Annotated in this window: 17 protein-coding genes and 1 pseudogene; 7 read left to right on the forward strand and 11 right to left on the reverse strand. The window is 57.2% G+C overall.

Features of this window, described 5'->3' with window-relative positions; all coding sequences use genetic code 11:
* Positions 1–87 (reverse strand): annotated as a pseudogene (locus tag EDF58_RS25180) (IS5/IS1182 family transposase); the annotation flags it as partial.
* A gap of 1,238 nt (positions 88–1,325) precedes the next feature.
* On the opposite strand from EDF58_RS25180, the gene EDF58_RS25185 reads away from it, so the two are divergent.
* Positions 1,326–3,470 carry a catalase gene (locus EDF58_RS25185; protein ID WP_132270490.1) on the forward strand — a complete coding sequence of 715 codons (2,145 nt, stop codon included), beginning with the start codon at positions 1,326–1,328 and terminating at the stop codon, positions 3,468–3,470.
* 203 nt (positions 3,471–3,673) lie between these two features.
* Here the strand turns inward: EDF58_RS25185 and EDF58_RS25190 are convergent, their stop codons facing one another.
* The 8 genes from EDF58_RS25190 to EDF58_RS25220 all read right to left on the reverse strand — a co-directional run bounded on the left by EDF58_RS25190 (position 3,674) and on the right by EDF58_RS25220 (position 12,026).
* Positions 3,674–4,024 carry a response regulator gene (locus EDF58_RS25190; RefSeq protein WP_132270492.1) on the reverse strand — a complete coding sequence of 117 codons (351 nt, stop codon included), beginning with the start codon at positions 4,022–4,024 and terminating at the stop codon, positions 3,674–3,676.
* The gene (locus EDF58_RS25195) at positions 4,021–7,461 is read right to left on the reverse strand and encodes a chemotaxis protein CheB (RefSeq protein WP_347812918.1); all 3,441 of its coding nucleotides are present in this window, start codon (positions 7,459–7,461) and stop codon (positions 4,021–4,023) included. Before EDF58_RS25195 ends, EDF58_RS25190 begins: the two co-directional genes overlap by 4 nt.
* Complete coding sequence (locus EDF58_RS25200; protein ID WP_243654509.1) at positions 7,458–8,018, reverse strand: PAS domain-containing protein; 561 nt, start codon at positions 8,016–8,018, stop codon at positions 7,458–7,460. The genes EDF58_RS25195 and EDF58_RS25200 overlap by 4 nt, the downstream gene beginning before the upstream one ends.
* 765 nt (positions 8,019–8,783) lie before the next feature.
* The gene (locus tag EDF58_RS25205; protein ID WP_132270495.1) at positions 8,784–9,194 is read right to left on the reverse strand and encodes a response regulator; all 411 of its coding nucleotides are present in this window, start codon (positions 9,192–9,194) and stop codon (positions 8,784–8,786) included.
* A 260-nt stretch (positions 9,195–9,454) separates the two neighbouring features.
* Positions 9,455–10,126, reverse strand: a complete 672-nt coding sequence (locus tag EDF58_RS25210) for an SOS response-associated peptidase family protein (RefSeq protein WP_165921591.1) — start codon at positions 10,124–10,126, stop codon at positions 9,455–9,457.
* A gap of 341 nt (positions 10,127–10,467) precedes the next feature.
* The gene (locus tag EDF58_RS26580; RefSeq protein ID WP_243654510.1) at positions 10,468–10,725 is read right to left on the reverse strand and encodes an OB-fold nucleic acid binding domain-containing protein; all 258 of its coding nucleotides are present in this window, start codon (positions 10,723–10,725) and stop codon (positions 10,468–10,470) included.
* Positions 10,726–10,824: 99 nt separating this feature from the next.
* Positions 10,825–11,082 (reverse strand): hypothetical protein, encoded by a 258-nt coding sequence (locus tag EDF58_RS26585; protein WP_243654511.1) that lies wholly within the window; start codon positions 11,080–11,082, stop codon positions 10,825–10,827.
* 59 nt (positions 11,083–11,141) lie between these two features.
* Positions 11,142–12,026 (reverse strand): 3'-5' exonuclease, encoded by an 885-nt coding sequence (locus tag EDF58_RS25220; RefSeq protein ID WP_132270498.1) that lies wholly within the window; start codon positions 12,024–12,026, stop codon positions 11,142–11,144.
* Between the two features lie 143 nt (positions 12,027–12,169).
* Here EDF58_RS25220 and EDF58_RS25225 point away from each other — a divergent pair, with 143 nt between their 5' ends.
* The 4 genes from EDF58_RS25225 (at position 12,170) to EDF58_RS25240 (ending at position 17,177) form a co-directional block, all read left to right on the forward strand.
* Entirely contained in the window at positions 12,170–14,425 is a 2,256-nt protein-coding gene (locus EDF58_RS25225; protein WP_132270500.1) for a hypothetical protein, read from the forward strand.
* 207 nt (positions 14,426–14,632) lie between these two features.
* Positions 14,633–15,193: an SRPBCC family protein gene (locus EDF58_RS25230; protein ID WP_132270502.1), complete on the forward strand. Its 561-nt coding sequence runs from the start codon at positions 14,633–14,635 to the stop codon at positions 15,191–15,193.
* On the forward strand, positions 15,193–16,383 hold the full coding sequence (locus EDF58_RS25235) for a zinc-dependent alcohol dehydrogenase (protein WP_132270504.1): 1,191 nt from the start codon (positions 15,193–15,195) through the stop codon (positions 16,381–16,383). The genes EDF58_RS25230 and EDF58_RS25235 overlap by 1 nt, the downstream gene beginning before the upstream one ends.
* A gap of 11 nt (positions 16,384–16,394) precedes the next feature.
* Positions 16,395–17,177, forward strand: coding sequence for an SDR family NAD(P)-dependent oxidoreductase (locus EDF58_RS25240; RefSeq protein ID WP_132270505.1), 783 nt, complete (start codon positions 16,395–16,397; stop codon positions 17,175–17,177).
* A gap of 68 nt (positions 17,178–17,245) precedes the next feature.
* On the opposite strand, the gene EDF58_RS26060 is transcribed toward EDF58_RS25240, so the two are convergent.
* Complete coding sequence (locus EDF58_RS26060; protein WP_165921592.1) at positions 17,246–17,422, reverse strand: hypothetical protein; 177 nt, start codon at positions 17,420–17,422, stop codon at positions 17,246–17,248.
* Positions 17,423–17,660: 238 nt separating this feature from the next.
* A complete protein-coding gene (locus EDF58_RS25245; protein WP_132270507.1) occupies positions 17,661–18,896 on the reverse strand; it encodes a sulfotransferase in 1,236 nt (411 codons plus the stop codon).
* 248 nt (positions 18,897–19,144) lie between these two features.
* On the opposite strand from EDF58_RS25245, the gene EDF58_RS25250 reads away from it, so the two are divergent.
* Complete coding sequence (locus EDF58_RS25250) at positions 19,145–19,507, forward strand: nuclear transport factor 2 family protein (RefSeq protein WP_132270509.1); 363 nt, start codon at positions 19,145–19,147, stop codon at positions 19,505–19,507.
* Between the two features lie 16 nt (positions 19,508–19,523).
* Positions 19,524–19,802, forward strand: coding sequence for a hypothetical protein (locus tag EDF58_RS25255; protein ID WP_132270510.1), 279 nt, complete (start codon positions 19,524–19,526; stop codon positions 19,800–19,802).
* Positions 19,803–20,183: the final 381 nt, after the last annotated feature.

A 20,183-nucleotide genomic window follows, 5' to 3' on the forward strand; every position in this document is an offset into this window, starting at 1 on the left:
CAATTCCCACTCCCTGTCCGTCATATCGCTGGAATAGCGCAACCCTTTCCGGCTATGCTCCTGCCGGGCAATACCAGTCCATGCCATTGATCACTGCATCTCTCGAAGGACGGCGTGAATCACAACATGTTGGTATTGCTCAGCAACTTTTGGGGCGGGCGCTAAGGAGCTGCCCGGCTCGAAGTTAAGGCTATAGGAAGCCTCGGCGAAGGAAGTTCTGCTAAGGCCGAAAAGGTACAATTGTCGGCCTATACCCGTTTTAACCCATGTAAATGGTGGACGGACGATGTCATCCGCATGGGTTCCGGATCTCCAGGCACGCAGAAAAAGTCGGGTCGCCTTATCGAGAAATTATCGTGGATCGGAGCGACATCGGCGATGAGCGCATGCCAGCATTCGTGCTGGATCTTCAAAAGCGATTAAAGGCGGCGGCCGGATTGTAATTTCAACAGCTTCGAATTCTCCCTCGCTCAGCAACAACTGGGCGATCTGCTCGGGCTATCGACCGTGCAATGGAACAGGACCATGAGCAGCTTGGATTAGACCGGGTTCATACGGAGTGCTCGCTGGCGTCTGGAGATTCAGGATTTGGCAGGGCTGCTCGAGTTGGCCGCTAATACCTCTCCGGAAATTCGCCGGCGAAGTTGCGTGGAAGCGCCTGGCGGGGATAAAAGGCCGCCGCGACGCCATCCGCTTTATGCAAGTAAGCAGAGACTTGTCACTGATTAATGGGCCATCGAGGTCCCGATGTCGCCGAACCGTCCCGCATTATCTTCGGCCGATATAGGGCCGAGATCGTTGAACTGGCAAGGCCCCTCAGTTCTTTGGGGCGTGCCGGTCTGCCCATTCGGTTCTTTCGTTTCCCAGGCATCTACCTCTGAAGGAAGAACGAAAGCGCATGAGGCGGCGCGATGCCCTGAAAGCCGCCGACCGCTTATAACCCTGATCAAGCTTGCGAGCGGGAGAAAAGTTTTTAAGCGCAGTTCCGCTGATCAGTCAGTAAGATTTTCACCGATCCGACAAGTAAAAACAGCGCAATCCGATAGGCAATTTTATCCGGATCACTGCATTGCGGCATGCGATAGTACGGCGAACGATCAGAAATGCTTTTGAAATTTCCTTCATCTCCAGTGTCCGGACCGAATTGGACGCCCGCTTGAGCCTCATGCATTCAGGTATTTGCCGTTTTGGCAAGGCTGAAAGCCGGCGAAACCCAAGCGGAACTATCCCAAAGCAAGCGATGTTAGGTGTGCAATCCGCGCTTCGGGCTGCGGGACCATGCCCGATGCACGCGGCGGGCAATATCAGTTGTAGCGGAGGACAACATGAACACCCCAATCGGCAAGGACATTGGCGCCCAATCCCACGCCGCCGGCTTCGAGACCGAAACCGGACCCGGCGGAGAACTCCACCAACTGGCTTCATCAGCAACGGGTACGCTAACATCGCAGCAGGGCGTTCCGATCGCGGACGACCAGAACAGTCTGAAGATCGGTCAACGGGGCCCAACGCTCCTCGAGGATTTTCATTTTCGCGAGAAAATCTTTCATTTCGACCATGAGCGCATCCCGGAGCGTGTCGTACACGCACGAGGCTTCGGCGTGCATGGAACTTTCAGGCTCGATGAAAGTCTCGCCGATTATACCACTGCGAAAATGTTGACCGAAGTAGGCGAGCAGACCCCCATGTTCGTCCGCTTTTCAACTGTGGCGGGCAACAAGGGATCTGCTGATCTTGCGCGCGACGTACGAGGCTTCGCGGTCAAGTTCTACACCAAAGAAGGTAATTGGGATGTGGTTGCAAACAATATCCCTGTCTTCTTCATTCAGGACGCTATAAAGTTTCCTGACCTCATACATGCCGCCAAGCAGGAACCCGATCGCGGATTTCCCCAGGCCCAGACGGCGCATGACAATTTTTGGGATTTCATAAGCCTCACTCCGGAATCCATGCACATGATCATGTGGGTGATGTCGGATCGGGCAATTCCTCGCTCCTTCCGCTTCATGGATGGTTTTGGCGTCCACACGTTCCGGCTTATCGACGAAAAAGGCAAAGGCACATTCGTCAAATTCCACTTCAAGCCGACGATGGGGCTTCAGTCGGTCATGTGGAACGAGGCTGTAAAAATCAATGGCGCCGATCCTGACTTCCATAGGCGCGACTTGTGGGACGCGATCACGATGGGAACACCTCCCGAATGGGAGCTCGGTGTTCAATTGTTCGACGACGAATTTGCAGATGCGTTCGAATTCGACGTGCTCGATGCAACCAAGATCATTCCGGAGGAACAGATCCCAGTACGCCGCATCGGCAGTTTCGTTCTCGACCGGGTCGTCGACAACTTTTTTGCCGAGACCGAGCAAGTCGCGTTTTGTACCCAAAATGTCGTGCCGGGTATCGGCTTCAGCAACGACCCTTTGCTGCAGGGCCGCAACTTCTCGTATCTTGACACGCAGTTGAAAAGACTGGGTAGCCCTAATTTCACTCAGATACCGATAAATGCACCCAAGTGTCCTGTGAACAACTTCCAGCAGGATGGGCATATGGCGATGCGCAATCCAAGCGGCCGGGTAAATTATGAGCCTAACAGCTGGGGAGGGCCGCGCGAAGATCCGGTTCGCGGATATCGACACCACGCGTCGGAAGAGATGGGTCGCAAGGCTCAAATCAGATCGGGGTCGTTCTCCGATCATTACAGTCAGGCCCGCCAGTTCTTTGTCAGTCAACTCCCGATCGAACAGAAGCACATCGGAGATGCGCTTGTATTTGAACTGTCAAAATGCGAGCGTCTCGAAATTCGCGAACGTATGGTAGCACATCTTAGAAATGTCGACGAGGGTCTGGCAGCCGTGGTAGCGGGCGGTCTGGGGTTACGGGAGTTGCCACCACCACATCCCGCCGCCGTTCCCACACGAACGGATTTGCCGCCGTCAGATGCGCTGAGTATTGTGAAGCGCGGACCCGTATCGTTTGCGGGACGCAAGCTCGGGATCCTGGTAACCGATGGTGCGCCGGGTAACGTGGTGGAAGCGCTCGTACATGCTCTCGGAGCCTTGCCGGCCATCTACGAGTTCGTCACTCCTCAAGTGGGCGGCGTCGTTCTTGACGATGGCACATTCGCGGAAGGCAAGCAAAAAATCGACGGCGGTCCCTCGGTGCTGTACGACGCGGTGGCGGTCGTAGTCTCGAAGGCGGGCGCTGCCATGTTGGCCGAAGACAAGACCGCCAAAGATTTCGTCAGTGATGCCTTCGGGCATGGGAAATTCATAGCCTACAATGCGGAAGCTTTACCGCTGTTTGAAAGATCGGGTCTTTTGGAAAGCGACCATGACGAGGGCGTGGTTCAAATCACGGAGCCAGCAAACATCGAGGCTTTCCTCGATGCCTGCGCGGCCGTGCGCGTCTGGAACCGCGAGCTTAAAATCGACCTTGATGCAGCCGCTTTTATTGAAGCAACGCGAGGCTGACTTTGGGTGGGCTTTAGCGAAGGTAGTTTGGTGGAAGCAGCTACATTCTGCTCCCGCTCTACCGTTCAGGATAGCCTGAGAACGTGCACAGGCCCTGTCCGAAATTCAGGCGAATTCAAGCCATTCGAATTCCTTACCGCCCGCTTGCAGCTTGACGGCCCGGGGTTCGACCAGAAACAGGCAGTGACAATTTGTGGGAAAGTTCAGGCGACAGCGCGCATCACAGCATCGCGAAGGCGAGAAGGTGAACACGGTTTGGAGTAGACATCCGCCTCCGGATAGCGTTCCTTCAACTGCCTTTCATCGGCGTGTCCTGAATGGAAAATGAGGGCTACGCCGGCGTTTCGCAGGCGATCTGCTGCCGGAAACACTTCTCCGTCGGGAAGACGAACGTCCAGTATGGCGCAGGTCGGCAGTTGATTTTCAATTGCTTCCATTGCGGCTGACAAGCTTCCGCAAGTGGCGGAAACTGTGCAACCCGCCGCCTTGACTGTATCTTCAAGATCGAGGGCAATGAAAAGCTCGTCTTCGACGATCAGAACCGTGCCTGTCATCCGACATGCACTGAAGAGGGGAGCGTAATGCGTTGCTCCAGCCTGGTACCGAAGACCTGGCGGGTAATCTCGGCGCCAAGTTGCCGTGCCGCGGTGGCGACAAGCAATGTTCCAAATCCTGTACTATCGGTCACGTCTATCTCTTCGCTTCCGGTTTCGATCCATTCAAGCACGATGGCCTCGCCGCTAAACGACCATCGCAAAGAAAGGTTTCCAGCACGCGGACCCAGCACCCCGTACTTCGCTGCGTTTGTCGTCCATTCATGAAGGATCAGCGCCAGCGAAGAAAGGCAGCTGCGCTCGATCACTATCTCGGGACCCTTCAAGGTAATATTGGCTTGACCGATGTAAGGTGCAGCTGTCACCTCGATCAAATCGCGCAGCATGATCGCCTGAGGTTCTCCCGATGGGGCCGCCAGGGAATGCGCGCTTCCCAGCGCTGCTATTCGTTCCCTAAGATCGAAAGCGAGGCTGGATACATCATCATGCGAGCGGCCGGCAGCCGTTATCATGCCGCTCACTACCGCGAAGAGATTTTTGACCCGATGGTTCATTTCGCGCAGCATCAGGCCGCGTGCATCCGCGAGCGCATATTCGGCAGTCATGTCGATAGCTGCCCCGACCATTCGTTTGGGACTGGAGCCGTGGATGGTGCGCGCGAAGCTTTTCAAGTAGCGATCGGAGATCTGGCCTTTGACATCACTGTGCGGAACCCGGAACGTAATTGCAAAATCGTCCTGGCCCTTCGCCGCTCGGTTCAAAGCCCGCGCGACGGCGCCGCGATCGTCGGTATGAATGCACGCCAGAACATCCGAGACGGTGATCTCCCCTGCTGGCGGTAATCCCAACTGCTTGCGATTGATGCTGTCGGGCATCAATCGCCCGTTCGCCTCGCAATATTCCCAGACGCCGATTCCTCCAGCGGTGATGGCAAGATCCAGTCGCTCGCGCTCTGCTGCCAGATCATGTTCCATCACCAGCGCCGCCGTTATGTCGGTCAGGACCAGGGTAGCGCCGTCGACCAAGCCATGCTGGGTGCGATACGGGAGCACGCGCAGCGAGAATGTGCGTCCTCGTTCACGCGTATGAACGCGCCGCTGCAGTGGCTCTCCGGTTTCTGCAACCTGGCGGGCATCCGCGAGATAGGCATTATCGTCCAGTTGGGTCGCAACGTCGGCGAGAAGACGGCCGCGATCGCCTGTCTGCAATGGAAAGATCGTGGTTGCCGCTTCGGTGAAGCTACGGATGCGGAGACCGCCGTCGAGGACGATTACCGCCAGTTCGGTGGATTCGAAGAAGTTTCTGAGATCGGAATTGGCAACCGTGAGCTGATCGACCTTGCTTTTCAACTCGTCGTTGACCGTCGAGAGCTCTTCATTGGTCGACTGGAGCTCCTCATTCATCGACATCATTTCTTCGTTGGAACTCTTGAGTTCCTCATTAGCCGTTTCCAGCTCCTCGACAGCTGTTCTCAGTTTGTGTCGGGTCAGCCGCAGTTCTTCCTCCAGCAACTCCATATGATCGTTGCCGTCAGCGATTTCCGCAGCGTCGGGCTCGTCGAACGGCCGGAACGGTCCCCGGTCCCGGAACACGAGTAGCAGGGTCGCGTCGGGCAATGGCTCGCAGACGGCTTCAACCGGTTGCACCCCGTAATCGGACTTCACCTCGACTTCACGGGCAACCGTCCGCTTCTTTCCGTCGCGCGCTTGGCGAACGAGAGGACCAAGAACGTCCCGTAGACCAGGCTTGGCCAGCGAGATGGCGTTGGTCCCACCGGAGCGGCTTACCGGGAAGTCAAAATAGCGGCTCAATTTGCCGTAAGCGGTCAGTACAGCTCCATCCTGATTGATGACCATGGAAGGAGGCGCATAGATTTCGGTCAGGCGCTGTAAGGCGACGTCGCTCTCGCTTGGTCTTCGCCCGCGTTCAGATTTTTCCAAGTTCGATCGCGGCCGTTGTCCGCTTCGGTCGCTGGCAGGAAGGTCAATAGGGTAGGCGGGGGTTCCCGCTCCCCTCTCGAATATGCGAGCGTGGTGATCAACAGGGGGGAATAGGTGGTCGAAGCGGCCAATGCTTTCGGACGGTCCGAGGAAGAGGTATCCGCCTGGCCGGATTGCATAGTGCAGGATCGGCATGACCGACTGTTGCAGCCGGTCATCAAAGTAGATCAGGAGGTTGCGGCAGGAAACCAGATCAATCCTGGAGAACGGTGGATCCTTGACCACGCTGTGGTTCGAGAAACGGATGAGGTCGCGTATCTGGTTCGCAATCGTAAACCGTTCACCGTGAGGATTGGTCCAACGCTCTCGCAAGGGAGCCGGGATATCCGCCAGGGCGGAAGCCGGATAGCTTCCCTCGCGGGCGATCTGGAGCATTTGCTCATCGATATCGGTAGCGAAAATCTGGACAGGGTTTGCGACTCCGGTTTCACGTGCCGCTTCCTCGAAGAGCATCGCGATGGAATAAGCTTCCTCTCCGCTGGAGCAACCCGGCACCCAGACGCGAATATCGTCATCGTTTTCGCGGTTTTCCAGCAGCGCAGAGATCACTTTGATGCGCAGCGCCTCGAACATATCCGGGTCGCGGAAAAAGCGGGTAACATTGATAAGCAAGTCGCGAAAAAGTGCCTCGCATTCCGCGGGATCGCTGCGTACGCGATTAAGGTAAGTTCGCGCAGAAGCGATACTGAGCACGTGCATTCGCCGCTCAACCCGGCGCACCAGCGTGGAGCGCTTGTACCCTGAAAAATCGTGTCCCACTGCGGTGCGCAATGTTCCGCACAAATCGTCGAGATGGTCGGCCACTACCTCAGCTTCGTCTTCGCGGGGACTGCCGGAACGACGATCGAAGAATGCGGCTAAACAGTCGATGATTTCGCCTGGATGCTTCACGTAATCGACAAGGCCGGTGTTCACCGCCGCCACTGGCATTCCGTCATAGCGCGCGCTCTGCGGCTGCTGGACGACGCAAACTCCGCCATGTTCCTTTATGGCGCGTAGCCCTGTAGATCCGTCCGCGCCCGTTCCGGACAGAATGACGCAAGCCGCGTTTGCTTGCTGATCGGCTGCCAGGGATATGAAAAAGTCGTCAATCGGCCGTCTGAGACCCCGAGGCTGCGCAAAATCGGTCAGTTGCAGTCTGCCATCTTGTAGAGCCAGGCCGCGCCCCGGAGGGATGATGTAAACACGTTCTGGGAGAAGCTCTTCCCCGCCTTCGCATTGCAGGACATCGAGAGGGCACGCTCTGTCGAGGAGCTGGGCAAGCATACTTTCGTAGTTCGGATCAAGATGCTGGACGATCACGAAAGCCATGTTCGTGGGCATGCGGGCTGCGGAAAGCATTTCTCGCAAAGCCTCAAGGCCGCCGGCCGAAGCTCCAATGCCGATGACGGGCATAGCGGCCGAGGAAAGTCCGGCAGCGTCCGTTTCGCCGGTCAAAGCATCGACCCTTCATCGAGATCGGCAAGCGTTAGTTTCGCTTGGGCGATCGTCGTTGCCGAATGTGCGATCGTGGTAAGGGTGCCTTCAACAATTATACCGCTTTCGGCGGCAATGGGGGTAAGACGGGTCAAAGTTTGCCCAAGTGCCTGATCATAATCTTGTAATCGTTCCGGCTGTGCCCGGCTCACGTCGTATTGTGAAGCGAAGATGAAACGCGTCGGCCCCGACAACGACCGCAGGCGGGACATGTAAAGAAGATTGACGAAAGGCGTGCCATCTTTCTTGAAATTGAGGATGGGGGTGCGCACGCTTGGCGCTGCGTCGTCTTCCAGGAAAGCCCGGAGCTTTGCCCGGGCATCACGGTCATCGGCATCGCGCTGGAGCAGTCGACAATTGCGCCCGACGAGTTCGGCATGAGAATAGCCTGTCAGTTCCGAAAAACGCGGGTTTACCAAGGCGAGCGGGTGGTCGCCGTCGGGAAGTGCCAACGCTAATGCCACTGGCGACCCTTCGATGAAGATCTTAAGGTCGTCTGGCACATTCAATTCCTGCACGTATTTTCTCCAGCGCATGAGACGTCGAAGATCCGCGCGCCATTTTACAACTTTACGAGTGTAGCAAGGACACTCTGATACGACCTGTTTGCCCGTGGGCTCGCTCAGATCGGTACCCTAGCTTTCGCTTTCGGGATTGCAAATACGCACCGATGCAAAAAAACGCGTTTAGCTTGCCGATACCCCATCGCTCTCAAGCATCCCAAATTTGTTGAAAATGCTGCCTGACTGCGGCTTTCGCCATTATGAGCTGGACATTTGCGCGAGCCTTTACGCTTGATCGGGTCTGACCTCGGTAAGATATTCCGCGCCTCGGCAGGTCGCCAAGCGGCCCAACTGTTCAACAGCGAATTCCGGCACAGCGCCTTTTTCGCGATTGTTCGCTAGAGCGGGATAACCATCCGGCAAATAAGGCCGCCAGGTGTAGCGCAAGGCAGGCTCAATCGAGGCGGCATGAGCAGGCAATCGGCCGAAATGTTCCGGCCGATCGGAAGCAAACTCCCATCGGCAGTGCCGGTTCCCAAGATTTCGGCGAGGTTTGTGCGCTGCCAGCTCCCGCTACATTTGAACATACAAAGGAACCCGGCGAACCGCGGCGTGACAGGTCGGAAAGAAGTTGGCCGTGGCCCTTGATGCAGCATGCGCACCGTTGCCGAAAAACCAAAGCTGACTGTCAGGCATGGGCCTTGCCAACCGCGAAGTCCCACGAACGCCAGGCGTTTGCATCCAGTATATAGAAACCCGCCAAGTGTGCGGCGTGGCAGACTATACCGCCGCCTTTAAAAGCGCGGGCTGGGCGCTAAGAGGTAACAACACCTGCAGCCGATCGTAAATGCGCTGTGAGCTGAGGGGCTTTCTGATAAAGATGGCGCCGTCGGGAAGATCGCCGGGGGAGGGCTCTGCAACGCCCGAGGCTACGAGAATGCTGATGTGGGGCCAAGAGGCTGCGCATTCGCGGGCCAGTTCGAAGCCGGTACGGTCGTTGGGCGGCATCCGTACATCGGTAAGAAGCAAGGTCACTTCCTGACCGTTCGACTCCAGGATCTGAAGGGCCTGGTTCACATCGGCCGCTTCGAGAACATGAAAGCCAGCATTTTCGAGAATATCGGCCGAACTGATACGCGCAAGGGCATCATCGTCGGCAACGACGGCAAACGGAAATATCTCTTCGGGCATCGATTGCTCCAGCAGCTTGGCTGACTAAGACCTCGGTGATCCGAATGATCCTGAAGAGGGCGGATCGAAGAGTCTTGAAGAGGAAGCCATTGGCGCATTCGCGAAAGAGGCGTTGTCAACAACCGGCGCGAGGTTCTTTCCCAGACCTTGGCGGCAAATTCGGCTGCGTGGCTATCGCGAAGTGGCCGGCCTTAAGCCGACAATTTCCGCAGTGCCAGTATCGCGCCGAAAACCCCCGTCAAAGGCTCGGGAGCTTCCAGTTACAGAGGCAAGGAAAGCTGCGTTTGCGCCGCTGCAGGCGAGATCCGGTCGGACCAGGTTTGGTCAGTAGGGGTAACCATCAGAGAAGCCCTCCAGGTGCGACACAGCGCATGGGCTGCTGTAGGTGAGCCGTCGGTCCAGGTTCTCCAGTCTTCCTGGCGCAAGATTACAGGCATCCGGTCGTTCAGAGCATCCATCTGGGCATGCCCCTCCACGGTGAGCATCGAAAAGACGTGTCCCCACTCTGGTGAATTGAGCCAGATTCCGGCGATGGCGAAGGCGCTTTGGTCAGGAAGGGAAAACCATGTTCGCGTCATGCGGCCTCTTTCACCGGCCGCTTCCGCCCAGGCTGAAACAGGAACCAGGCATCGCCTGCTTTTGAAGCTCTTGAGCCAGAACGGTGAGCCAATCCTGTCACTTCGGGTATTTGTCACTGCTTTGGGTTTCAAAGCCTCCCCGCTCATGTGACTGACGACGACGCGGGGGAAACCCCAATGCATAGCGCGGACTTCGTCTTTCACTACGACCAGACCGGAGCCGGTAGGAGATACGATTTCGGAGTGATTGGGCCGCCCCTTCGTCTTGACACCGAACAACGCGGCGACGGCGTCGAAAGGCGTAGTAAGCCGATAGAGATTGCAGATTGCGAAATTCCTTTCCGTATGACCCAAGATAGGCAGCCTTGAACAGCACTCCAAGAGTCAGCGCGCGTGCTCGCGTGCGCCGCCTCGAAATGAATTGCGCTCACTCTCAAAAAGGGTGTGACCCGAGAGGGCTTTAGCGTCGCCTCTAAGCGGATACCTGATCGCTCGAGCGGTTCTCGAACGCGCACGCAGGCTATCGAAAGTCACGGGAGCGAACAGCCAGGCCATGGGAATTGCTGTCAGGTGTGTAACCAACTTTGCCGCGAGGGTCCGGACCGCCGCCGTTTCGGGCCGCATCGGCCGGTGAAGGCAGCGAGGGAAACTCTCGCTCGCCGATTGAACGAAACAGGGGCATATAGTCGATAACTTTATCGATAATGATGTGCGTGACGATCCCCTCGCGCTGCAACCTTCCCTTGACCGACCATGGCCGCCGATAGCACGGAGCGACGCTGCGCTTCGAAGCGGCCGGGCCAGAGGACACCGTTCACAGTGCCGGTCTCATCGTCGATGGTGATGAACAGCACACCCTTGGGCGAGCCTGGCTTCTGCCGCACAAGAATGATTCCGGCCACCTCGACATGCCTTCCGTCCTTTGCTTGATCGAGCTCGACCGCCGACTTCATGCCGCGGCGCTGGAGATCGGCGCGCAGAAAACTGCAGTGGATGGGCACGTAGCGAAAGCTGGATGGTGCGGTAATCCTCCACCACCTCGCGCCCCTCGCTCAGCGGCTCCAAGGTAACCAGCGGTTCGGCAGCTTCCGAACTGGACTCTCCATCGCGCACATCCGCAGCGGCAAAAAGGGGCAGGGGGTTGTCGCCGAGACCCTTGACCCGCCAGATTGCCTGGCGGCGGTCTGGGCCAGACTGTGAAAAGCGTCCACATCGGCCAGCTTCTCGATCGCGGCCGGCGGGACGCCGGCACGCCGCCAGATGGCTTCGAGGCTCTCGTGAGGCGCCTCGCTGCGGGCCGCAACGATCATGGCGCCGTGCACATCGGACAGGCCGCGAGCAGACCTTACGGACTAGCGGGCGTTGGCGCTCAGGCGCGGACGTACCGCTCGCATGCGCTGACGGGGATCAGGGCAGGTTCACCGTATCCCGCATAGACCTCGCTCATAAGCCAAGCGGTCTCGCCTGTCCGATCCGCTTGCGCAATTTCGCGGGACCAGAACCGCATCGCCGCGTTCCAGCGATAGCCTCGTGCTTTCAGCAGGTCCTTTGCTTCGAAAGGGGCATCGATGGCGTTGACCTGGTAGCTGGGGCGCTGCGAGCACTCGAGGAGTTTTGCAAGCACTGTGACGCCGCCGGGGAGGCCATGTGCCAGCAGGTAGAGCAGCGCCAGAATATCATTCTCGGCGCGATGCCCTTCGTAGAACCAACCGCACTGATACACGAGGTGAGCAAGGGCGCGCCCGTCAAAACCCAGCTCGAGCCAGTCTGGCTCAGCCATTGAGCACGCCCAAGGCTTTCCGCGCACGGCGGGTAGCCTGCGGTCGACGAACGGACGATCGAACGCGGCGTTGTGGGCGATGATCAGATCCGCCGATGACAGGATATCAAATGCGAGACTTTCGTCGATCACCTGATCCTCGAGCATTTCATTCGTAAGTCCAGTGAGCTTGACGATGCGCGGATCGAGCAGGGTGCCGGGATCTTCGCGCCAGACCCTTGGCTGCCCAACCTGCACAATCCGGCCAGCGTCGTCGAACCGGAAGCGCTGCACTGCAAGCTCGATGATGCGGTCGTTCTCCTGATCTAGGCCGGTCGTCTCTACGTCAAGCACGACGCCTATCCGGGTGTTTCCTATAGGTAACGGGGCTTGAAAACGCTCGACCGGCTCCAGGCGGCGTAGAACTCTGTAATCGGGATGACGCGCGAGCGAAAGCGCAGCAGCGGCATGATCATCGAGGCAGCAGTCGGTCATGCGTGACGTCTAGCCTTTGCCAAGAATTCGCGAAAGCAGATCGGGAAGGGTTATTTGACGCGAAAATCTCTTCCAGGAACGGGCGGCAGGCCCCGTCGTTGAATAGCAGTTAGCCCGTTGCCGAACAACGAGGGAGATCCAGGATGACCGAGATCGCCAAATCGAAGCAGCGAGCGGCGCGCCATGAACGCTTAGGCCAAACACTGCCGGCCAGCGGGCAGGTCATTGCTCTCCAGTACGCTTTGAGCGTGAAAGCGGGCCGCAGCGTAAAGAGGTTCACATTCGGCGAGTTGACCGGAGAAATTCTTGCCGCCGAAGATTCGTTGTGGGTCTTGATCCGCCGACCGGGTGCGGGCGGCCTTGCCTGGCGAGCCGCATACCTTGCGGTGCCTTACGAATGCCGGCTTGAAGCTACCAAGAAGGGTCAGATCAAGCTGCGGCTCGACAGCGTGCTCGGCAAGCACGTAATTACGCTTGCAGCCGGAGGTGACGCGCTTGAGCATCTTCGATTGACGGTAAGGTTCGTACCCCTGTCTCCCATGCTTATCCCGTTCCTGCCGCGCGATCTCTATCCACTCGATGCCAAGGACAACCCGCTTGGGGCTCGCGGCCATGTCGAGGCTGCGCAGCGGGGACTTAACAGCGGAGTACTCTATTTTCGAATAGATGACCCCATGTTCGGGAACGTCCTGTATTTCCAGAATCTGACGGCGATAAACGATTACTACCGGGCTACCAAAACCAGTCCGGACGGCGCGGTTGGTGGCTTGTGGCCAGAGCTTGGGTACTTGCCGCCCACGCCCGCGCAGTCGGGAACGCCGCCATCCCACCCGCTTCGCGCAGGGGAAGAAATAACCTTGTCAGATGGCATCCTCGTAGTGCGCCATCACGCTCCGCCGCATGAGCGAGAGTCGGCGAGGCAGTTCCTGCAGATGCTGGGAGAAGCCTATAAGCTTCTCGATTTGCCCCGGACCGAGTATCGGGACTGGGTCGAGCGGGCCGATAGGACGCTGGCAGATCTTGAGAATGCTCCCGAGGCGAAGGTCCAGGCATACGGCCATCATTATGTGCATCCCTACACGGCCAGCGAATATCCGGATTCAATGGTCCAGATTTCGATACTGGCAGCCGTGTTCGACTGGGGACGCTGGAGAGGTCAGCCTCACTCACTGGAAGCAGCGCTCCGGGCGGGCCTGCGCCGATTTTATGACCCAAAGCTGAAGGCGCTCAGGCGTTATTTGCCGAACGTAGGCAAAGACAAGAATGCCAATGCGGTCGACAGCTGGTACTTGTACCATCCCATGCTAAACTTGGCACGAATGGCGCTGAAGGGAGACAATTCCTCCAAACAACTTTTCATGGAATGTATCGAATTTTGTATAGAAGCCGCTCATCATTTTTCATACAGATGGCCTATACAGTATGATATAACCGATTTTTCGGTAATAACTGCGACAGCAAATGACGAGAGAGGGCAGACCGACGTTGGCGGTCTTTATGCGCAAGTCATGCTCCAGGCCCACGAGTTGACCGATGATCCACGCTTTTTGAACGAAGCGCGTGCGGCCATCGACGCCGCGATGGGCATGCGCTTCAACCTCAATTATCAGGCCAATCTTACCGCCTGGGGCGCCGCCGCCTGCATGAGGCTTTATCGCATAACGAACGATATCGTCTATGCGGAGCAAAGCTACGTCTATCTTGCCAGCTTCTTCCACAACTGTGAGATTTGGGAGAGCGGGCTCGAGCACGCGGTTCACTACAAGAATTTCCTGGGAGCGACCTGCCTGCAGGATGCGCCGTATATGGCCATTTACGAATGCTTCGACGCCTTTACGGCCTTTGCTGCCTACCTCGACGACAGCGGACCCGATCTGGAGCCGGCGGTCAAAATGCTGGTAGCGGAATATTGCAAATATGCTCTTGATCGGGCCTGGTATTACTATCCGGACGCCTTGCCCAAAGAGATTCTGGCGACGCAGAACAGGAACGGGCACATTGATCGTTCTTTATCGTTCCCTCTTGAAGACTTGTATCCAGACGGCCAGGCGCCGGGCCAAGTAGGTCAGGAGGTCTACGGCGCCGGGGCCGCGCTTGTATTCGCGGCCCTCAGCTTTCATGTCGTAGAGGGTGCGCCCTTCAAAATTTTCTGCGACCATTTCATCCGGGGCTGGGAAAGGACCGGCGATCGCTCGCTCAGTATTGTCCTCGACGGCGGCGAAACGTGTATGGCCGCTCTCAACTTCGTGCGCGAGGAGCGTCGCAGACTCCCCCGGATCAAAGTCGCCACCGCAGGCGGCGATATGCCGCGGGGCCATTCCCATGACAACGCGCGCGTCGACTTCAATGTCCCTGCTCAGGGGCGGCTGATCATCACGTGGTCGGACGATGGTTCTTGAATTAACGTGGATTAATATTTTCTCTAAAGAGAGCTGTTCTATGTAGCAGATAAGTCGGTTTCGGAATATTGGACCCGATCGCCCGCAAGGGGCCGGCCGGGCGCGTTTAAATCTCGTTTCATCCAAGCGATTTTTGCCTTTGCACAATATGCCGGAACTAGCCGAACACCAGACGAGTTCGATCAGCATATTAGCAGGAGCGACAAGATGGCTACGGAAGTAGATCCGGATGGGCCGCAGCACGACGATGCACCGGTCACGACTTCAAAAAAATTCCGATCCGATCGGACCCTGGTAGCAGAGGCGGTCACGATCAATAGGCCTTCGCGCGAACTTTACGATTTTTGGCGCGACACGGCCAACCTTGCCGGTTTCATGGAAAATATCGCCAGCATTGAACCTATTGACGAGGTGCGTTCGCGCTGGACGGTCAAGGCACCTGCGGGTCGCGAAGTCAGCTGGGAAGCTGTGATCACCAATGAAGTGCCGGGCGAGCAGATCACCTGGCAATCTGCCGAAGGCGCGGATGTTGCAAACAGCGGCCGGATCGAATTCCGCGATGCCGGCGCGCGCGGAACGGTCGTGCGGGCGGTAATTGCCTATGACCCACCCGCAGGTCTGGTGGGTCAACTTATAGCAAAGCTGTTTCAACGCGAACCGCGCATTCAAACTCGCCGTGATTTGCGGCGTTTCAAACAGCTGATGGAAACCGGCGAAATAGCCACGGCCGCCCGGACAAAGGCTCAACTGGAAAAGGATAACGGCTGATGCGCGCGCTCACTTGGCATGGCAAGCACGACGTTCGGGTTGATACGGTCGACGATCCTGAGATCCTCAATCCGCGCGATGCGATCATCAAGATCACGGCAACGGCCATCTGCGGCTCCGATCTGCATCTGTATGACGGTTATATCCCGACTATGCAGAAAGGTGACATCCTCGGCCATGAATTTATGGGCGAAGTCGTGGAAACTGGCAGCCGGAGCACGCTCCAGCGAGGCCAGAAGGTGGTGGTGCCATTCACCATCGCGTGCGGCAGCTGCTATCACTGCGGCAAGCATCAATATTCGGCCTGCGACAACGGTAATCCCGCAGAAAATCAGGACATAGGACGAGAACTTTACGGTCAACCCATGTCGGGGCTATTCGGCTACAGCCACCTTACCGGGGGATATGCAGGCGGCCAGGCAGAATATGTCCGTGTGCCTTTCAGCGATGTCGGGCCAATTGTCATACCGGAGCATATCGAGGACGAAAAGGTTCTGTTCCTGTCGGACATATTGCCGACCGGCTGGATGGCCGCGGAGAACGCGGAAATCGAGCCGGGCGATACGGTGGCTGTCTGGGGATGCGGTCCGGTAGGATTGTTCGCAGTGCAGTCAGCGTTCCTGTTGGGCGCTTCCCGTGTCATTGCTATTGATCATTTCCCTCGGCGGCTGGAACTGGCGAAACGGTTCGGTGCGGAGACGATCAATTTCGAAGAGTCGAAGACTTACGAAGCACTGATGGAGATGACAGGCGGCATAGGACCGGACGCGGTCATCGATGCAGTCGGTCTTGAGGCGCACGGTTTCTTTGTCGACAATGTGATCGACCAGATCAAGGCCTCGACCTTCATGGGAACCGACCGGACGCACTCGATCCGGCAAGCTATCGTAGCTTGCCGTAAAGGTGGACGTGTGTCGATGCCTGCGGTTTACGGCGGCGTTGTCGACAAGTTCCCACTCGGAGCTTTCATGGAAAAAGGCCTCACACTGAAGACAGGGCAGACCCATGTGCAGCACTACATGCCTGCGCTGCTCAATGCCATCGTGGAAGGCAAGATCGATACTACGTTCCTGATCTCGCATACCCTGCCGCTCGAGCAGGCGCCCGAAGGTTACAAGATGTTCCACGATAACCAGAACGAAGTGACAAAGGTTGTGCTGAAGCCCGATCTTGCCGTCGCGGCGCAATAGGAGGTAGCCCCATGGCTGAAAAATTCGCAGTGGTCACTGGCGCTTCGACAGGCATCGGTTTCGAATTGGCGACATTGGCCGCCCAATCCGGTTATGACGTGTTTGTCGTCGCCGATGAACCGCTGATAGAAGCCGCTGCTGCAGATCTCCTACAATTTGGTACAACGATCACCTTCCTGGATGCGGATCTTTCGACGCTGGAAGGTGTCGATCAGGTCTTGGCCAAGGCAAATGGCAGGACGATAGATCTGTTATGCGCGAACGCCGGACGCGGGCTCGGGCACGGGTTTCTCGACCAGGCGGTGGCTGACTGGCGGCACGTGATCGATACCAACATCACAGGCACCCTTTATCTGCTTCAAAGGGTTCTGAAAGACATGGTCTCTCGCAATGACGGGAAAGTGCTTGTCACCGGCTCGATCGCCGGGTTCATACCTGGCAGCTTCCAGGCCGTGTACAACGGCACCAAAGCCTTCGTCGACAGCTTCACAGACGCGATCCGAAACGAGATAAAGGAAGTACGCGGTGTTACCATCACGACTTTGATGCCTGGGCCGGTCGAGACTGAATTCTTCGCGCGGGCAGACATGCTCGATACTAGCGTGGGTACCTCGCAGCATAAGAGCGACCCTGCAGACGTTGCCCGTGACGGGTGGAAGGCGCTCATGGCAGGCGAGGCGCACGTCGTGTCGGGTTGGAAGAACAAGCTTCAGGCGACGCTTGCCCATGTCACGCCTGCCAGCATGCTTGCCGAACAGCACCGCAAAATGGCGGAGCCTGGCTCTGACAACTGAGTCTGTCCATTGGTGAATGTCTTTGGGGGCGGCCGTTAAGGCCGCCCCTTTTTTAGCATGAGCCGCGCTCAGCCTTTGGCGCGCTGATCTTCCGGGTAGTCTTCGGGTGTAACTGTACTGACCATGGGCCGATCCTCAAGCTTTTCCGGCTTTTGACCGCTTTCGTTCTGCTTGTGCGGATCCGCCTTGTCCGGTCTCGCATCTCCCAAAGGTCCTGTCGGATTTTCCGGATCATTTTCTGCCATAGATACCTCCTAGGTGAAAAGCAGCGAGGCTCCGTTCGGCTGGATCACGTGGGCCAATGCCGCTGTCTATGAAAGGCCCAGGGTGACTTTAACGTTCCCGTGAAGCGACGGAGCGCGGGCGCCGCGCGGTCACCCGGGCACTGCCCGGGCAGCTGCATGGCCATCGCTTTCGTCTCGCAAAAGGAAATGCCCATTCAGGAAGATCCGCCAAGCGGGCAATGGCAGGACTTTGTTCAGTTCATGCAAAGGCTTCGCGAATCTGCGTGGCGGTCAGGCCATAATCAGTCAGGTCGTACCGATGCCGATGCAGCGCAAGGCGCGAGGACCTGCCGATGAAATCGGTCATGCGTCGTTGCACTTTGCCTGTAAGCGGGAGGCCGAAAAATCCATAGACGGCTTTCATGCCCGTGCGCCAATCGTCCTGCATCGTGCGATAATCTATCACAATGCAAGAGGAGCCCGCCTGTTGCCGGAAGCCGTCCATGATCCTTTGGCGAAGCAGGCTCTTACGCAGCCATTCCCGCCCAATCCAGGCGCGATCCGCAGCGCCGGATTGAAGCAACATCTGGTTGTAGACGAGCGAAGCGGATGAGCCGACAACGTCGGCCGGATCTCGATCGAGAATGATGACCTTGGCTCTGGGGAACACTGATAGAAGGGCGCCGAGATCTTGAGAAAACTGAGGCACCTTGAGCACCCAGGATTTTTCAGGAGCGGAACCGCGCAGCCAGAGGATCGTCTGCAAAAGTTGTTTGAATTCCCGATAGACGTCTTCATTGCCCGCATTTTCACAGTGGCGGGCAAATGCGGGTATGCGCCACTGCGCCTCCAGCGCCGAGCCGTAAAAGGAGTAATTGTGAAAGCCGATCTCCTCGTCCGCGAGGCAAGCGCTTGCGGGATGGATAGCCTTGAACTCGGGATTAAGGAAATGGGCGACTTGGAGGGCTATCCAGCTCTTTAAAATACGCTCGTCCGGAAAGGAGTGTGGCTTGGCGGGAATTGGATTCCAGCTTTCGAAAAAACGAGTGTGTGCAAAGGCGGGATCGCAGGCGAGCAATCGCTGCATTCGAGTACTACCGGACCGCATCTGGCCAATTATCAAGATTGGCGGCGGGATTCGCAGAGACAGGATTTGCGGGTATCGCATCCAAAGGGCGTTGGCTCTCAGGCGATGCAGCAGAGCCGAAATAATTTGGCCATAGGCAAGGGTTATACCTAAAGGATTGAGCGACGCAGTATCGTGCAGTGCACGGCAAAGCTGCTCAAGACGTATTCTCCATCCCATCTCCGCGCCGAAGTCATCCAGCTGCGAGATTTCCCGGGCGGTTGCCACGAGGCTGCCAGGTTCGAGCTTCGGTTTGGAAAGGCGGCCATTCTTCCAGGCGCCGGCCAACGCCTTATTGATAAGAGCGCGTCGCCTAGCACCGGCGCGCGCAGGATGCGGGACTAAACTTTGATCAGCAAAACTTGCCATCCGGATTGAACAAATGAGGCGAAGTTAGGTGCCTTTTGCAAAAAATTCTTAAGGTCGTCTTGCGTAAGGCGACATATACAACAACGCATTTATAACATAGGTTTAAACGAATTATGGAGGGCAGGTATCAAGCATAACGCTCCAGCGCAAATGATCACGCTTTCGGCAGCTTTATTCCGGCATCAAGTGAAGAGACGGGAACCATGTGTCGCGGTGAGACGTCGATATTGGACAGTTTGGAGATCGGTATGGACGATGAACGTATCTGGAAGTTCGAAGCGCAGCTTTGGACGGGTTCGACGGAAACTTATGCTGAGCTCATAGATGATGAGGCAATTCTCGTCGTTCCCTCGCCCCCTTTCATCCATATAGGACGCCAGGCTGTTGAAGCCATGGCCCAGACGCCGCGCTGGTCTGCAGTCGAATTTTCAGAAAAGCATGTAGCGCGGCCCGAAGAAGGGCTCATCGTCATCGGCTACAAAGCCAAGGCAGTTCGATCGGATGGGGATGATTACGAGGCAAATTGCTCCTCGACGCTGCGGCGCCTTGGACACGAGCAATGGCGCGTGGTCCAGCACCAGCAAACTCCGCCGCTTATCGCCAGCGCATGACATCGGAGGAATAATCATGTCACAAACTATCGAGCAAATCTTCGCCACCCGGGAGGAAGCTGACCTCGCCATCGAACACCTGGTGCAGGAGCATGGCATCGAACGGACTGACATTTTTGTCGAGACAGAAGGCGAAACCAACAGTTCGGGGCGCGCGGCAAGCGGCGGCGACTATGCCACGAAGCTGGAAGCAGGACGTTCTGATACGAAGCTGGGCGGGGGTATTCGCGTATCGGTCGACATCAACGACGAGAACCGCGCGAATGACGTACGCCGCGCCTTGCGTATCGTATGAGGTCGCGGCGTTCGGTTTGGCAGATGCTTTCGCGCCACGCCGAACGCTCCAAAACGAGGAGTTTGAAGCAATAGGGCTTAGGGGCGCTGGATTAATAACCCGAAAGTTCGCACTCATTTTTCTGGTGGTTCTTGGCGCGGGCTATTTCACGCATGCCGGCTACAAATGCCGCGATAATGGCGGGTCATCGAAGCGATAAAGTGATTTACATAGGTTAACGAACGAATTTGTTATGCAACTTGCCCTTCGGCTTCGAGTTGCACTTTCGATTCAATCGACAGGATAACCCATGGCCAAGACCCCCACGAAAGCTTCCGCGAAGCGTGCACCTGCCCAGAAGAGCCCGTCGAAGACGCCATCGAAGAAGGCCCCATCCGACGT

The sequence above is a fragment of the Novosphingobium sp. PhB57 genome, assembly GCF_004342985.1.
Taxonomy (GTDB): domain Bacteria; phylum Pseudomonadota; class Alphaproteobacteria; order Sphingomonadales; family Sphingomonadaceae; genus Novosphingobium.

Excerpts from the sequence above, each read along its gene's own strand:
- EDF58_RS25245 (WP_132270507.1), bottom strand. The coding sequence starts at position 18,896 with ATGGCAAGTTTTGCTGATCAAAGTTTAGTCCCGCATCCTGCGCGCGCC.
- EDF58_RS25235 (WP_132270504.1), top strand. The coding sequence starts at position 15,193 with ATGCGCGCGCTCACTTGGCATGGCAAGCACGACGTTCGGGTTGATACG.
- EDF58_RS26585 (WP_243654511.1), bottom strand. The coding sequence starts at position 11,082 with ATGATCGTTGCGGCCCGCAGCGAGGCGCCTCACGAGAGCCTCGAAGCC.
- EDF58_RS25240 (WP_132270505.1), top strand. The coding sequence starts at position 16,395 with ATGGCTGAAAAATTCGCAGTGGTCACTGGCGCTTCGACAGGCATCGGT.
- EDF58_RS25190 (WP_132270492.1), bottom strand. The coding sequence starts at position 4,024 with ATGACAGGCACGGTTCTGATCGTCGAAGACGAGCTTTTCATTGCCCTC.
- EDF58_RS25250 (WP_132270509.1), top strand. The coding sequence starts at position 19,145 with ATGGACGATGAACGTATCTGGAAGTTCGAAGCGCAGCTTTGGACGGGT.
- EDF58_RS25255 (WP_132270510.1), top strand. The coding sequence starts at position 19,524 with ATGTCACAAACTATCGAGCAAATCTTCGCCACCCGGGAGGAAGCTGAC.
- EDF58_RS25220 (WP_132270498.1), bottom strand. The coding sequence starts at position 12,026 with ATGACCGACTGCTGCCTCGATGATCATGCCGCTGCTGCGCTTTCGCTC.
- EDF58_RS26060 (WP_165921592.1), bottom strand. The coding sequence starts at position 17,422 with ATGGCAGAAAATGATCCGGAAAATCCGACAGGACCTTTGGGAGATGCG.
- EDF58_RS25205 (WP_132270495.1), bottom strand. The coding sequence starts at position 9,194 with ATGCCCGAAGAGATATTTCCGTTTGCCGTCGTTGCCGACGATGATGCC.
- EDF58_RS25230 (WP_132270502.1), top strand. The coding sequence starts at position 14,633 with ATGGCTACGGAAGTAGATCCGGATGGGCCGCAGCACGACGATGCACCG.
- EDF58_RS26580 (WP_243654510.1), bottom strand. The coding sequence starts at position 10,725 with ATGAAGTCGGCGGTCGAGCTCGATCAAGCAAAGGACGGAAGGCATGTC.
- EDF58_RS25185 (WP_132270490.1), top strand. The coding sequence starts at position 1,326 with ATGAACACCCCAATCGGCAAGGACATTGGCGCCCAATCCCACGCCGCC.
- EDF58_RS25225 (WP_132270500.1), top strand. The coding sequence starts at position 12,170 with ATGACCGAGATCGCCAAATCGAAGCAGCGAGCGGCGCGCCATGAACGC.